Source organism: Nostoc sp. JL23, assembly GCF_017115065.1.
Lineage (GTDB): Bacteria > Cyanobacteriota > Cyanobacteriia > Cyanobacteriales > Nostocaceae > Nostoc > Nostoc punctiforme_A.
Genome location: NZ_JABXKN010000036.1, coordinates 16451 through 30724, shown reverse-complemented (window position 1 = coordinate 30724; position 14274 = coordinate 16451). Strand labels below are relative to the sequence as shown.

General features: G+C 41.5%; 13 protein-coding genes. 11 read left to right on the top strand and 2 right to left on the bottom strand.

The genetic code is table 11. The features are described 5' to 3' along the window. Positions 1–251: 251 nt before the first annotated feature. A complete protein-coding gene (locus HWQ42_RS06530) occupies positions 252–548 on the bottom strand; it encodes a hypothetical protein (protein WP_292810357.1) in 297 nt (98 codons plus the stop codon). Between the two features lie 31 nt (positions 549–579). On the opposite strand from HWQ42_RS06530, the gene HWQ42_RS06525 reads away from it, so the two are divergent. The 3 genes from HWQ42_RS06525 to HWQ42_RS06515 all read left to right on the top strand — a co-directional run bounded on the left by HWQ42_RS06525 (position 580) and on the right by HWQ42_RS06515 (position 4162). Continuing rightward, on the top strand, positions 580–2004 hold the full coding sequence (locus tag HWQ42_RS06525; RefSeq protein ID WP_292810355.1) for an HlyD family efflux transporter periplasmic adaptor subunit: 1425 nt from the start codon (positions 580–582) through the stop codon (positions 2002–2004). A 167-nt stretch (positions 2005–2171) separates the two neighbouring features. Continuing rightward, entirely contained in the window at positions 2172–3326 is a 1155-nt protein-coding gene (devC, locus tag HWQ42_RS06520; RefSeq protein WP_292810353.1) for an ABC transporter permease DevC, read from the top strand. 128 nt (positions 3327–3454) lie between these two features. Further along, on the top strand, positions 3455–4162 hold the full coding sequence (locus HWQ42_RS06515) for a DevA family ABC transporter ATP-binding protein (protein ID WP_292810650.1): 708 nt from the start codon (positions 3455–3457) through the stop codon (positions 4160–4162). Positions 4163–4221: 59 nt separating this feature from the next. Here the strand turns inward: HWQ42_RS06515 and HWQ42_RS06510 are convergent, their stop codons facing one another. Further along, a complete protein-coding gene (locus HWQ42_RS06510) occupies positions 4222–5046 on the bottom strand; it encodes a hypothetical protein (protein ID WP_292731812.1) in 825 nt (274 codons plus the stop codon). 104 nt (positions 5047–5150) lie between these two features. Here HWQ42_RS06510 and HWQ42_RS06505 point away from each other — a divergent pair, with 104 nt between their 5' ends. The 8 genes from HWQ42_RS06505 to HWQ42_RS06470 all read left to right on the top strand — a co-directional run bounded on the left by HWQ42_RS06505 (position 5151) and on the right by HWQ42_RS06470 (position 14248). Continuing rightward, complete coding sequence (locus tag HWQ42_RS06505) at positions 5151–5948, top strand: HAD family hydrolase (RefSeq protein ID WP_292810351.1); 798 nt, start codon at positions 5151–5153, stop codon at positions 5946–5948. Positions 5949–5998: 50 nt separating this feature from the next. Continuing rightward, the gene (locus HWQ42_RS06500) at positions 5999–6760 is read left to right on the top strand and encodes a Uma2 family endonuclease (RefSeq protein WP_292810349.1); all 762 of its coding nucleotides are present in this window, start codon (positions 5999–6001) and stop codon (positions 6758–6760) included. A gap of 373 nt (positions 6761–7133) precedes the next feature. After that, the gene (locus HWQ42_RS06495) at positions 7134–7301 is read left to right on the top strand and encodes a hypothetical protein (protein WP_292731808.1); all 168 of its coding nucleotides are present in this window, start codon (positions 7134–7136) and stop codon (positions 7299–7301) included. Between the two features lie 240 nt (positions 7302–7541). Continuing rightward, the gene (gene rpsB, locus HWQ42_RS06490; protein WP_163934263.1) at positions 7542–8336 is read left to right on the top strand and encodes a 30S ribosomal protein S2; all 795 of its coding nucleotides are present in this window, start codon (positions 7542–7544) and stop codon (positions 8334–8336) included. A 252-nt stretch (positions 8337–8588) separates the two neighbouring features. Further along, a complete protein-coding gene (gene tsf / locus HWQ42_RS06485; RefSeq protein WP_292810347.1) occupies positions 8589–9533 on the top strand; it encodes a translation elongation factor Ts in 945 nt (314 codons plus the stop codon). Positions 9534–9767: 234 nt separating this feature from the next. After that, positions 9768–10628 (top strand): hypothetical protein, encoded by an 861-nt coding sequence (locus HWQ42_RS06480; protein WP_292810345.1) that lies wholly within the window; start codon positions 9768–9770, stop codon positions 10626–10628. A 91-nt stretch (positions 10629–10719) separates the two neighbouring features. After that, positions 10720–13215, top strand: coding sequence for an ATP-dependent DNA helicase RecG (gene recG / locus HWQ42_RS06475; RefSeq protein ID WP_292810343.1), 2496 nt, complete (start codon positions 10720–10722; stop codon positions 13213–13215). 256 nt (positions 13216–13471) lie between these two features. Beyond that, complete coding sequence (locus HWQ42_RS06470) at positions 13472–14248, top strand: SMI1/KNR4 family protein (RefSeq protein WP_292810341.1); 777 nt, start codon at positions 13472–13474, stop codon at positions 14246–14248. The last annotated feature ends 26 nt before the right edge of the window (positions 14249–14274 follow it).

Sequence of the window (14274 nt, the reverse complement as noted above, 5' to 3'; positions counted from 1 at the left end):
TTTTTAGTTAGTTAATCGTTGATTGACTTAAGGAAGACTAACTTTTTTAGCAAGATTGTGTCCAACAAAGGCAACAGTCTATTTTTGATGTTTCTTTTCAATTTTGTCACTAACTATAGCCGTAGTAAATGTAGCAGTAAAGTACCGCATCATACCAATTGAGAATTTTTTATAGAGATGCGATATATCGCGTCTCTATATCTAGATTCATACTGCTTATGAATTCTGCTAACTCCCATTGCACTCATGTCTCAATAATACTCAGAGTTATTGAATAGCCAGCTACTATAGCGTTTTTCAGTTTCAATACAGACCAAACCCCACCCTCTAGTAAGTCTCAAAGCCTCTCTTCTTTTAAGAGGAGGTTTGGAGAGAGGTAAAAGTGTATTGCATACATAATAAGCGGCTATAGAAAACACCATTTTGTAAAGCCATAGTGTTGAACGTTCATCACACAATGAATTTTTAAGCCATACCCAGCTTGAAACCACTGTTGTTTGTCCTAACAGCTGGCTGTTGATTAAAAACCTTTTTATTTTTACTTCCATCAGCACAATTCAGGTAAGTGGGCAACATACTATGTCAAGGGTGACTGAAAAGCCGAAGCCAAGTGAACAGACACTAAATCATGAACAACCTAAGATTTGGTGGGGTATCGCTGTAGCTGTGCCAATAGTAATCGCCGCTGGGATATTAGGTACGGCCAAAATCGAGCAGTTAAGAAAACTAGCTACATCCGTACCAGTAATGCCATCTACCAATAGCATTAGTGCTGTAGGGCGTTTGGAACCGCGAGGCGAAGTTGTTAAATTGTCCGCCCCATCATCAGGATTAGCGCCATCGTCACGAATTCAGCAACTTCTGGTGAAAGAGGGTGAACGGGTAAAGCAAGGTCAAATTGTGGCAATTTTGGACAACCGCGATACCCAAATTGCCGGACTACAAGAGGCAAAAGCGAAAGTCCAAGAAGCCAGTGCGAATTTAGCGCAAGTCAGGGCTGGCTCTCCAAGAGATATTCAAGCTCAAAGAGCAGTTATTGCTCGCCTACAAGCGCAGTTAATTGGCGAAAGGAATGCAGGGCAAGCAACGATCGCGCGGGTTGCAGCTCAGTTAAGTGGTGATAAACTTGTCCAACAAGCAACCGTGAATCGCCTAGAAGCTGAACTTAGTGGGCAAAGAGATGCTCTCAGAGCAACGATTACACGTATTCAAGCCGAACAGCGCAATGCTCAAGTCGATGCCGGACGCTATGATTATTTATACAAAGAAGGTGCTATTTCTCAGCAAGAGCGGGACAGAAGACGCTTGAGTGCAATAACTGCTAATCAGCAGGTGGCTGAAAGCCAAGCTACCCTAAAGCAGACATTGGCAACCTTGCGACAGCAAGTTGCTGAGGCTAGAGCCAACCAAATACAAAATTCAGCAACTTTGCAACAGCAGTTAATCGAAGCTAAAGTTAACCGCGATAAAAATGTGGCAACTTTGCAAAGACAAATCGATGAAGAAAAGGCCAAACTAAGCAGAATTTTAGATGTTAGTCCTACCGATGTGCAAGTAGCGCAAGCCCAAGTTAGTAATGCGATCGCAAATGTCAGAAAAGCCGAAGCAGAACTAAGGTTAAGCTACGTTCAAGCACCAATCGCTGGAGAGATTTTAAAGGTTTATACCAAATCGGGTGAAGCGATCGGCGCAAATGGCATTGCTGAAATTGGCCAAACTAACCAAATGTTTGTAATTGCTGAAGTCGCTGAAGACAGCATTGGTAAAGTACGTCTTGGTCAAAATGCTACTATCACCAGTGATAACGGTGCATTTAGCGGCGAATTAAAGGGAACTGTCACTGATATTGGCAGAAAAATTGGTAAAAAAGATGTGCTGAATACAGATCCAGCCGCAGATGTAGATGCCAGAGTTGTAGAAGTTAAAATTGCTCTGTCTCAAGAAGATAGCCAGAAAGTTTCTGGTTTAACTTACGCCAAAGTTATTGTCGATATTAATAATTAATTAAGTTGTTGGTGAGCAGTAATCCTAATCCATAATTTGATATTTTGGATTAAAAATATTCTGGAATGGTCTGTTTAATCAATTTTAAACATTCTATAAACTCGGTATGGGTGTCACCATAATGGATTGAAAATCTAAAATGCTAAACTTGCTGAGATGCCTATAAAATGAATCAAAAAATACCTCTGTCGTGGCTACAACTGACAAGGGAAAAAACTCGTCTAGCTGTGGCTTTAGCAGGAATTGCTTTTGCCGATATTTTAATGTTTATGCAACTCGGCTTTCGGGATGCTCTGTATTATAGTAACGTTCGCTTCCATAACAGTTTACAAGGCGATATTGTTTTAATTAATAGTCAATCTAACGCTATATTGGCGATGAGAAGCTTTTCTCAACGACGGTTATATAAAGCTTTAGAATTACCCGCAGTTCAATCAGTACATCCGATCTATTTGGACTTTACAATCTGGAAAAATCCTGTAACAGGTCGTCCTCGGAGTATCCTAATTTTTGGAATGAACCCAGAAACTAACCTAGTTAACTTACCTGGAGTTCAGGAAAATTTAGATAAACTTAAACTACCTGATGTAGTTCTATTTGACCGTTCTTCTAGGGTAGAGTATGGCCCGATCGCTGCTAATTATGACCAAGGAAAGCCTGTAACGGCAGAAGTACGAAGGCGGCGAATTAAAGTAGGAGGACTCTTTACATTAGGTGCATCATTTGGGGCAGATGGTAATTTAATTACGAGCGATCTCAACTTTTTCCGAATATTCAGCAATCGTCAAAAAGGATTAATTGATATTGGGCTAATTAGATTAAAGCCGGGAGCAGATGCTAATGTTGTTGCCCAACAATTACGCAAGTATTTACCTAATGAAGTAAATGTTTTAACTAAACAAGAATTTATTGACTTTGAGCGGAGTTACTGGGCGAATAGTACAGCTATTGGCTTTATTTTCACATTAGGGACTGTCATGGGTTTCATTGTGGGTACTGTGATTGTTTATCAAATTCTTTATACAGAAGTTGCAGATCACTTAGCTGAGTACGCTACTCTCAAGGCGATAGGTTACACACAAAACTATTTATTGACGGTCATTCTTCAAGAAGCTTTATTATTAGCAGTTTTAGGCTATTTTCCTGGAATAGTTTTTGCCTTATTTATGTATGACAGCGCTAGAAATGCAACACTATTACCAGTTTTTATGAGTTTCGAACGAGCGGCAATGGTATTGATTTTAACTATGCTAATGTGCATTATTTCTGGTGCGATCGCAGTTAGAAAATTACGTTCTGCCGATCCAGCAGATATCTTTTAATTAATATTGTATTAATTAAAAGATGTTAGCAATAAGTTTGACTTATGATCGTAACTAAGCAAATTTTCTTTCTGACAGTCAGTACAGTTAAATTTTGGAACTACTAATTTATAACTAACAAAAATATGATGGAAAAAGAACCTGTAATCGCCATTAAAAATCTCAATCACTTCTATGGCAAAGGCTCACTGAGAAAACAGATATTATTTGATATTAACCTAGATATTTATCCAGGTGAAATTGTGATTATGACTGGGCCATCAGGTTCCGGTAAAACAACCTTACTGAGCTTAATTGGTGGTTTGCGTTCTGTACAAGAAGGAAGTTTAAAATTTTTAGGTGAAGAACTTATTGGCGTCAGTCAAAACAAATTAGTGCAGATGCGACGCAACATTGGTTATATTTTCCAAGCTCACAATTTGCTAGGGTTCTTGACAGCCAAGCAAAATGTGCAAATGGCGGTAGAATTGAACGATAATATTTCTCAAACAGAAGCAGTGGCTAAATCAAAAGCTATGCTGGGGTCTGTTGGTCTAGAAGAACGAGTTGATTACTATCCAGACAATCTTTCTGGTGGACAAAAACAAAGAATTGCGATCGCCCGCGCCTTGGTGAACCGTCCCCCCTTGGTACTAGCAGACGAACCAACAGCAGCATTAGACAAACAATCAGGACGAGATGTCGTGGAAATAATGCAGAGTCTTGCCAAAAATCAGGGAACTACTATCTTATTGGTGACACACGACAACCGCATTTTAGACATAGCCGATCGCATCGTCGAAATGGAAGATGGTCTTTTAACCCGTAATTCTCCCAATACAGTTATTCAGTCATGATTTTTAGTCATTAGTCATTTGTCCTTTGTGAACGACTAATGACCAATGACAGCCATAATTTATTGTCTAGCCGAACCTGATTTTTTAATTCCAGATGACTTTGGTGGAGTTGGAGTATTTGGTTGGCGACTAGTACGGAAAGTTACATTCACCCCTTCATTTGATTGTTCCATTACTAGTAGAGGCGTAGGTTTAGCCTTTTGATCCCAATGCATGGTAGCAATCCGACCTTGAATTATTGGTTGCCAACTATCTTCGTCTTCTATCGGGCTTAGGTAAGTTTCTATACAATCAATAATTTGACTAATAGTCGCAGAAGTTGCTTGCGTCGGTAATTTCATTAACCGGATTTGAATCCGAAACAGCACCCGTTTAGCAGCATTTCCTGGACTACCAGTCTCATACTCGACATCAAAAATTTCATCTACTTGCCGTCCAGCACTATTAGCAATTCCAACCGATCCAAGTTGTGCTTGATTTGGACGCAGGGCTTGAGAAATTTTTTCTTTGATCTGAATCTTTATTTGATTAAGAATTGCAAAATGAAACACCTCCTCTGACATCCGCATTCGCAGATAATCCAGGTTAAAATCCCGTGAGTTCACCAAATCGGGATTAGTTTCCATTTTGCGAATTGTTTCCAGCGCCAGCTTAAACTTTTTCTCTAGTTCTCGGGCGCGGAATTGTTCAAACTTAAGTTTTTTCTCCAGCTTATCTTTCTGGAGTTTAATATACACAATCAAAGCAATCACCACTAAAGCCAGTCCTCCAGAAGTTACCAACAGTAATGGTGGTATTTGAGGATTACTTGCTGGCACTTCCTGGGATGCCTTTTTAGTAGTCTTTTTCCCGGAGGATTGGGCAAGAAACATTGAAGTGGACATGGTGGGAAACTGAAAAACTTGACTCCTGATGTTTAGGATGCCCAAATTTTCAAGGTCATCTTGCTGTATGATTAATATTTTTTACAGCCTTTTACAAATCGTATATGTCCAGATATTTGAGCCTCGCTCCCCTATCTGAGGTTTCATCTACAAGCTTGAGCAATATTCGTCTGATAGCCACAGATATGGATGGCACCCTGACTAGACGAGGAAAATTTACTCCAGCACTACTACAAGCTTTAGAGGATTTAGCCGCAGCTGGCATTAAAGTGCTAATTGTCACCGGACGTTCTGCTGGGTGGGTAAGTGGATTGAGTAGTTTGATGCCAGTAGCAGGTGCGATCGCAGAAAATGGTGGTTTGTACTTTCCACCTGGAAATCAGAAACCAGTAGTCTTAACACCCATTCCTGATTTGGTTCAACATCGCCAGCACTTGGCTACGACTTTTGAGAACTTACAAACTAAATTTCCCCAAATCCAAGAATCTGCTGATAATCGCTTTCGCGTCACCGACTGGACTTTTGATGTAGCTGGTTTGCGTCAAGACGAACTACAAACCCTAGATAATCTCTGTCAACAAATGGGTTGGGGATTTACCTATAGCAACGTGCAGTGTCACATTAAACCCCAAGGGCAAGATAAAGCCGTGGGATTGTTGCAAGTATTGCGCGAATATTTACCCCAGTATTCATCAGAACAAATTGTCACTGTTGGCGATAGCCCCAATGATGAAAGTTTATTTAATCGGCGCTATTTTCCTGTTTCTGTAGGCGTGGCAAATGTCCTAGAATATGTGAATCAGTTAAAATATCAGCCTGCTTACATTACCACTGCTGCCGAAGGGGAAGGATTTTGTGAGTTATCTAGTTATATTTTGAAAAGCTTGCACATCTCAAGTTAGGAAGAACTAGAGTTGTTCTACAATAATCTCGTAGCACTGATTTTACAACCATGACGGCTACTTTACCTGTTAGTGTCGAATCAGAAATATTCTACCCCAGTGCTGATGGTCAACCAGTGGCAGAAACCTACGACCACCTTTATGCCTTACTAACTACCTTAGAAGTCCTGAAACAGTATTTGGCAAATCGTCAGGCAACAGTATTGGGAAATCAATTTCTTTACTATGCACAAGGTTTTCCCAAATTGCGGGTAGCCCCAGATGTAATGGTGATTTTTGATGTTGCACCTGGCGGTCGGGACAACTATAAAGTTTGGGAAGAGGGTCAAGTACCCACAGTTATTTTTGAAATGACATCCTTTGGGACAAAGGGACAAGACGAAATCTTCAAAAAGACCCTCTATGAGCAGCTAGGTGTCAAGGAATACTGGCTATTTGACCCGAAAAGCGAGTGGGTGGAACAACAGTTACGTGGCTATCGTCTGCGGGGAGAAATCTACGAACCTATAGAGGATGGACGTAGTGAACCGTTACAACTGCGGTTGGTGGTTGAGGAAAGGCTAATTGGGTTTTATCAAGAGGATACAGGGGAAAAATTACTGATCCCTGGTGAACTGGCACAGGCTTTAAGGCAGGAAGTTTTAGCAAGACAGCAGGCAGAAGAACTGGTAGAACAAGAACGCCAACGAGCAGAACAGGAACGACAACGAGCAGAACAAGAACGCCAACGAGCAGAACAGGCAGAATTGCAGATAGAACAGTTAAAGGCAAGATTGCGATCGCTCAATGTAGACCCCGATACTATTGAGTAACACACACCAGGAGTTGCTATAGCTACGCCCATCGTAGACATGGTAGGTGTTATAAACAAGTAGACAATTTGTTACCTGTGTTTTTGCTACATTTATTACCTGAGACAGAATACAATAGATGAATCTCTAGGGCGTTTCAATCTAGTAAGTCTCAACAATACTAATTTAATTGAGAAGACTGTTTTATACAGTAATTTCCAAGCAAAACTGAATCAAAGGATAAATAAACCGCCAACTCTTTAAGCACCCAGAGACGCTAAGAGATTAACAGATACTTCAAGGATAGGTTAGCGTTTTATTTCCTACTTCTACTAGAAAGTCCAAGATCAATGTCGAGTTAAGAATTTACCTTTAAATAGTGAGGTATAAAATTATGCAAGAAATTGAAAGATTCTTTGGCAACTTGTTCAGTGGCATAATTAACCGCTTTAAGTATTCTGCGATGGACGCTGCCGATCGCAAAATGAGAGAAACTATCGACGATCAGATCGAACAACGGCGACAAAAACCTAAATCCCAAGATCGAGAAGACCGCGAGTAGATGAGATGTTAAAATAGCAACATTTTCATCACTAAAAGCATAGCGTTGCCCGATTGTTGAGTGGGCAGCCCTATTTTCTCGCCCTCAATCTACATAATCAATCTACAACTCTCCCTATTGGGTTAGCAATCTGTGTTAACCTAGTATGGTTAACTAATCTCGCACATCTAAGAATTCGGGTGTTTCCCAATGGAAATACACTTGGATGGAGGTTTAACCCGAATCGGAGTTGAAAATTATATGCCAGTAGTTTCATTGGCTCAAATGATGGAGTCAGGGGTTCACTTTGGGCATCAGACCCGGCGTTGGAACCCAAAAATGTCTCCTTACATTTATACTTCCCGCAATGGCGTGCATATTATCGACTTGGTGCAAACTGCCCAGTTGATGGATAATGCTTACAACTACATGCGATCGCACGCAGAACAAGGGAAGAAATTTCTTTTCGTCGGCACCAAGCGCCAAGCAGCTGGAATTATTGCCCAAGAAGCCAGCCGTTGTGGTTCCCACTACATTAACCAACGCTGGTTGGGCGGAATGTTGACCAACTGGGCAACCATCAAAACACGGGTTGACCGTCTGAAAGATTTAGAACGCCGTGAAGAAACTGGCGCACTAGATTTATTGCCGAAAAAAGAAGCATCAATGCTACGTCGGGAAATGACGAAGCTTCAGAAATACTTGGGTGGCATTAAAACAATGCGGAAAGTACCCGATATCGTGGTGATCGTAGACCAACGCCGGGAATATAACGCAGTTCAAGAATGCCAAAAGCTGAATATTCCCATTGTGTCCATGTTGGATACAAACTGTGACCCCGATGTAGTAGATATCCCCATCCCAGCAAACGACGATGCTATCAGATCAATTAAGCTGATAGTGGGAAAATTGGCAGATGCCATTTATGAAGGTCGTCACGGTCAGCTAGATGCTGAAGATGATTACGAAGATTACGACGGTAGTGAGTATGACGATGACTACGAAGAAACCGAATATACTGATGCCGTAATTCCCGAGGAGGAAACAGAAGAATAGTGCTGAGTCAAGAGTGCTAAGTCCTGAGTAAGATAGAAAGACTCAGCAAATTGAATAGTGCTGAGTCTTGATTTTTGAAGTTGTAAGTTGTGATTTGTCAATGAAGAATAAAATTGATAACTGAACACTCAAAACTCAGTACGGGCTATACGCCCCGCTAACGCTAACAAAACTCAGTACTCAAAACTCAGTACTCAGTACTAAATTAGGTGAGTGATTACAACTCGAGGTCAAGTTAGGAATTGAGGCAAAATGGCGGAAATATCTGCAAAACTCGTCCAAGAGCTACGCCAAAAAACTGGTGCCGGCATGATGGACTGCAAAAAGGCGCTGATAGAGACTGAAGGCAACGTAGAAGAAGCCGCAGACTGGCTACGCAAAAAAGGCATTTCTAAGGCGGGAGCAAAAAGCGATCGCATTGCGGCAGAAGGTCTAGTAGACACTTACATTCAGCCCGAAGGTCGAGTGGGTGTACTCATAGAAGTCAACTGCCAAACCGACTTTGTTGCTCGTAACGATGCTTTTAAAGCTTTAGTTAAGAATCTAGCAAAGCAAGCAGCGACAGCTGATAGTGTTGAGTCTTTGTTGGCTCAACCCTATATTGAAAATGAAAGTGCGACTGTAGAAGAATCCATCAAGCAAACCATTGCCACCCTTGGTGAAAATATTCAAGTGCGCCGCTTTGTTAATTTTGCAATAGCAGAAGGCACACAAGGCGTAGTAGACAGCTACATTCACACTGGCGGTCGAGTTGGTGTATTGGTAGAACTAGGTTCCCAAACTGAGTCAGTGGCTACTAATCCAGAGTTCCAAACCTTGGCACGGAACACTGCAATGCAAGTTGCGGCTTGTCCCAATGTCGAGTATGTGAGCGTAGACCAAATCCCCGCCGAAATTGCCCAAAAGGAAAAAGACATTGAAATGGGCAAGGATGATTTGGCGAACAAGCCTGAAAACATCAAAGAAAAGATTGTTCAGGGACGGATTGAAAAACGCCTGAAAGAATTGACTTTGCTCGATCAGCCTTACATTCGCGATCAGAGTATTTCCGTGGAAGACTTGATCAAGCAAGTGAAGGCACAATTAGGCGAAGAGATTCAAGTGACTCGCTTTGTCCGTTATATACTGGGCGAAGGCATTGAAAAGCAAGAAATGAGCTTTGCTGATGAAGTCGCTGCACAAATGGGCACTAAGTAATATTAGTCATTGGTCATTGGTCATTAATCATTAGTCTTTACCAAGGACAATTGACGAATCACTAATGACTCTTTAAAAAACAGGTCAGGTTATTTGCTTGGCCTGTCTTTTATTTAGTAAAAGATGTGAAATATCGCATTTAATTTAAAATCTAAAATTCTCTGGAAAGTTATCCTAAAATAAATTTGTACATTTGTACTATGTAATGGTTCAGATGGGCAAGAGTGAAAAAACATGGCAAGAGCAATCGAGCGAATTGAGCAGGATATTGCAGCACTCCAAGAAGCGATCCGAGCGATCGCAACCGAATTACAAAGCGCTTATGCTAGTTATCTAAATAGCTTGGGGCTAGCTGTACGCAAACAGTTGATTCTCGCGAGTTACCACCTCTGTACCCAAGGGTATCCCGAAAACTTTTTGCATTTGTCATTGAATCAGCGCCAACAACTGCAACAAGCCATCCGCAAGTTGGGTCAACTGGCTGCTGAACAATTGCTCATTTATCTTACAAGTGAAGAATCAGCGGAAGATGAGATTGATGAAGTGGATGAAGTGGATGAGGTGGATGAGGTGGATGAGGAAGTAACACCCTCTTCATCTTCACTATTTCTGAACACTTCTAATTCTCAGTATCTCACTGCCAACACCTCCGATCCTATAGAACTGGCAAAATGGCAACAGAAATTAGAAGAGGTTGCGCAAGAGATACTGAAAAAACTTTCGCATGATGCTAATCTTTTATTACAAAAAGCTGGAGTATTACCGAAAAAATTACCAGAACCGATTTTAGCCGCAGCTGCGGCAGCATCAGAAGCATCTGCTGAGGTCATGCCAGGGCCACCCAATTTATTAAACTTAGTAATTGAAATTGAAAATGAGCAACAGTCAGAAAATTCTGGACTGACTCAAATCATGGCTATTAACCTGCGGCTAGGAGAAATTGAATTTGCTGATGTGACACTTTCCTCAGATCGCAAGCGAATCCGCAGTATTTTAGTTCAGCTAAACAAACTAGGAAGAGAGTATAAAAAGAGATATAAAGAAAAAGCGATCGCTGAAGCGGAAGCTGCATGGCGCGCTAGTTGGTTTGAATAAAGTTATGAGTTATGAATTATGAGTTATGAGTTATTTATTCCTAACTCTTAACTCCTCACTCCTCACTCCTAACTCCTCACTCTGCTGACCAATGACTAATGAAAAACCAGATTGGATACGATTGCACAAAGCCTTGGCAATAGAAGCTGAACGTGGCTTTACAGACTTGATGGGCAGAGAATACCGTTTCAGTGAATTTCTGAGCCTAACTTTGGGTAAATTCCCAACAGGCTTACCCCATACTGAACGCCGCCGTTGGCAAGGACTAGCGGTGCAATTTGCTAGTTATCCACATCTAGCGCTGGAAGAAAGGCAGCATTTAGTAGCAGAGACTCGTAGGTATCTATCACAACTACAGCAAGAGGAGCAGGGGGAGCAGGGGGAGCAGGGGAGCAGGGGAGCAGGGGAGCAAGGGAAAACTTATCAATCCAAAATCCAAAATCCAAAATCTAAAATCATCTCTGAGGTGAGTCGGAGACTTGCACCAAAAATTGAGCAAAAACTCAGTGATTTACCAGAAATAGGTTTTAAAAAAGCTGATAATTTGGCACGGCTTGGTTTACATACCGTCCGTGACTTGCTTTTCTACTATCCTCGCGATCATATTGATTATGCGCGTCAGGTGAATATCCGCGAGTTACAGGCGGGTGAGACAGTAACAATAGTGGCTACAGTGAAGCGTTGCAACTGCTTTTCTAGCCCTAAAAATCAGAAATTATCAATTTTAGAATTGGTATTAAAAGATAACAGCGGTAAAATCAAAATTGGCCGTTTTTACGCAGGTACGCGCTTTAGCAGTCGCGCTTGGCAAGAAAGTTTAAAACGCCGTTATGCAGTAGGTAGCATTCTGGCGGCCTGTGGATTGGTGAAAGAAAGTAAATACGGCTTGACACTGGATAATCCAGAACTAGAGGTTTTGGCAAATCCAGGAGATACGATTGAATCGCTAAATATTGGGCGGGTAGTACCAATTTATGGACTAACTGAAGGCGTGGTGGCGAATACAGTGCGACAGGCGGTAATTGCTGCTTTGCCTGCTGCGGCTAACCTGAAAGATCCTTTGCCAAGTGGTTTGCGACAGAAGTATGGTTTGATGGAATTAAAAGATGCGATCGCTAATATCCATTTTCCCAGTGATAGCGCCGCCCTACAAGTTGCCCGTCGTCGCCTAGTTTTTGACGAATTTTTCTACTTACAACTCGGTTTATTACAACGTCAACAGCAAGCAAGAGCGATTCAAACCAGCGCCATTCTTGTTCCACGCGGTCAACTTGTAGAGAAATTTCACGAAATACTGCCTTTTAAACTCACTGGCGCACAGCAACGAGTTCTCAACGACATTCTCAACGATTTACAAAAACCTGTGCCAATGAATCGTTTGGTGCAAGGTGATGTCGGTTCTGGTAAAACGGTCGTCGCAGTGTTAGCTATCCTCGCAGCAATTCAATCTGGCTACCAAGCGGCCCTGATGGCTCCCACAGAAGTTTTGGCAGAACAACATTATCGCAAGTTAGTTGGTTGGTTTAACCTCTTGCATTTACCAGTGGAATTACTGACAGGTTCGACTAAAGCTGCTAAACGAAGACAAATACATTCTCAGTTAGGAACTGGTGAATTACCTCTGTTAGTGGGAACTCATGCCTTGATTCAAGACCCTGTAAACTTTCAGCAATTAGGGTTAGTAGTCATAGATGAACAGCATCGCTTTGGGGTAGAACAACGTGCGCGTTTGCAGCAAAAAGGCAATCAACCTCATGTGTTAACTATGACTGCTACCCCGATTCCCCGAACCTTAGCACTGACGATACATGGGGATTTGGATGTGAGCCAAATTGATGAGTTACCACCGGGACGGCAGAAGATTCAGACAACAGTATTGTCAGGTCAGCAACGCAACCATGCTTACGACCTCATCCGCCGAGAAATTGTCCAAGGTAGACAAGTTTATGTGGTTTTGCCCTTGGTGGAAGAATCAGAAAAATTAGATTTGCGATCGGCTGTTGACGAGCATCAAAAGCTACAAGAAAGTGTTTTTCCAGACTTTCAAGTGGGGCTGCTGCACGGTCGCATGAGTTCAGCCGAAAAGGACGAATCTATTACCAAATTCCGTGATAACCAAACGCAGGTTTTGGTTTCTACTACTGTTGTCGAGGTTGGTGTAGACGTACCTAACGCTACGGTAATGCTCATCGAAAATGCGGAGCGATTTGGCTTATCACAACTGCACCAACTGCGCGGGCGTGTTGGTCGTGGCGCGGCTCAATCTTACTGTTTGTTGATGAGCAGTTCTAGGAGTCCTGATGCACAACAACGATTAAAAGTGTTGGAGCAATCTCAGGATGGTTTTTTTATTTCCGAGATGGATATGCGTTTTCGTGGACCAGGGCAAGTACTGGGAACTCGTCAATCTGGAGTGCCAGATTTTACCTTAGCGAGTTTGGTTGACGATGAGGAAGTTTTACTTTTAGCACGCCAAGCAGCCGAGAAAATAATAGAAATGGATGCAACTTTAGAGCGGTGGTATTTAATGAAAGAAGAATTAAAGTATCGGTATGAGCGCTTAATGGGTGGAGCGATTTTGACATAACATATCTTAGTTAGTTTAAAAGAGAAACTGACTATGCATTCCTAGCTTTTAAAAGTAATTTATTCCTTGGAAGTCCCCTGGAGGTTCTTACTATAGTCGCCGCAAACGATCCAGAGCAAGAGTTATGAGAACCAGTGCTGTGCATCTCTATTGCGAAGTATTGGCTAAAACTACGCCGTTGAGTGGGAGTGGATTGAAAAGTTAGTGGTCATGATTTGGAATTAAGCCACTGAAAGTTATAGGTGAAGGTGCGGTTTTGAGTTTTGAGACGATTAATAGAGAAATTATAGTTAAAAAGCCGTTAGAGATAAGAAGATTAATTGATATGTCGGCGATGATAGAAGCTATTGAGCGGATTGCAGCTTACTATTCAAGTTTCGATGCTCCAACAAGTCTTGACATGAAAGTGTTTTATTGGATGCTGAATAATGGATATGATGCAGTAGGAAAAGATGTACGGGAACTGCGAAAGTCTCTCAGTCCTGAAACATTGCAAAAAGTAGTATCTAATTACTCTACTCCGAAATTAACTCTTGAGCAAATACAAGAAATTACAAGAGATTATCCATTCCAGTTGCCTTTAGAAATAATTGATTTATATCAAAAAGGTAATGGTTGTTTACCTATTGGTTTGGCTGACACATCAAAAGATTGGAACTCCTTTGATAATTACTTTAACTTTCCCTTTATTACTGATGATTCTTTTTTTTCGTTAGAAAAAGCTATGAGTATGTACAAAGGTTTAGTACGTCAAGCTATGCACAGCGACAAGATTGATCCACGGTGGTTCCCGATTGATTGTTTTGAGGATTTAATATTAGCTGTAATTGGTAGTGAAGAACAGCAAGTTACTTCACCTGTAATCAGCTTCTACGATAGTGATTTTATCCTGAAAATTGAGTGGCCGAGTTTGACAAATATGTTACTTGCTTGGGTTGAGATTCGAGAACAAAGCTTAAATGAGCATGAGCATGAATTTGCAATTGAGAAGATACATAAAAAATACAGCAAGGGCAAAAGTAAAACAGCGTAACACAGTGACAATGATTGGGCTGATTT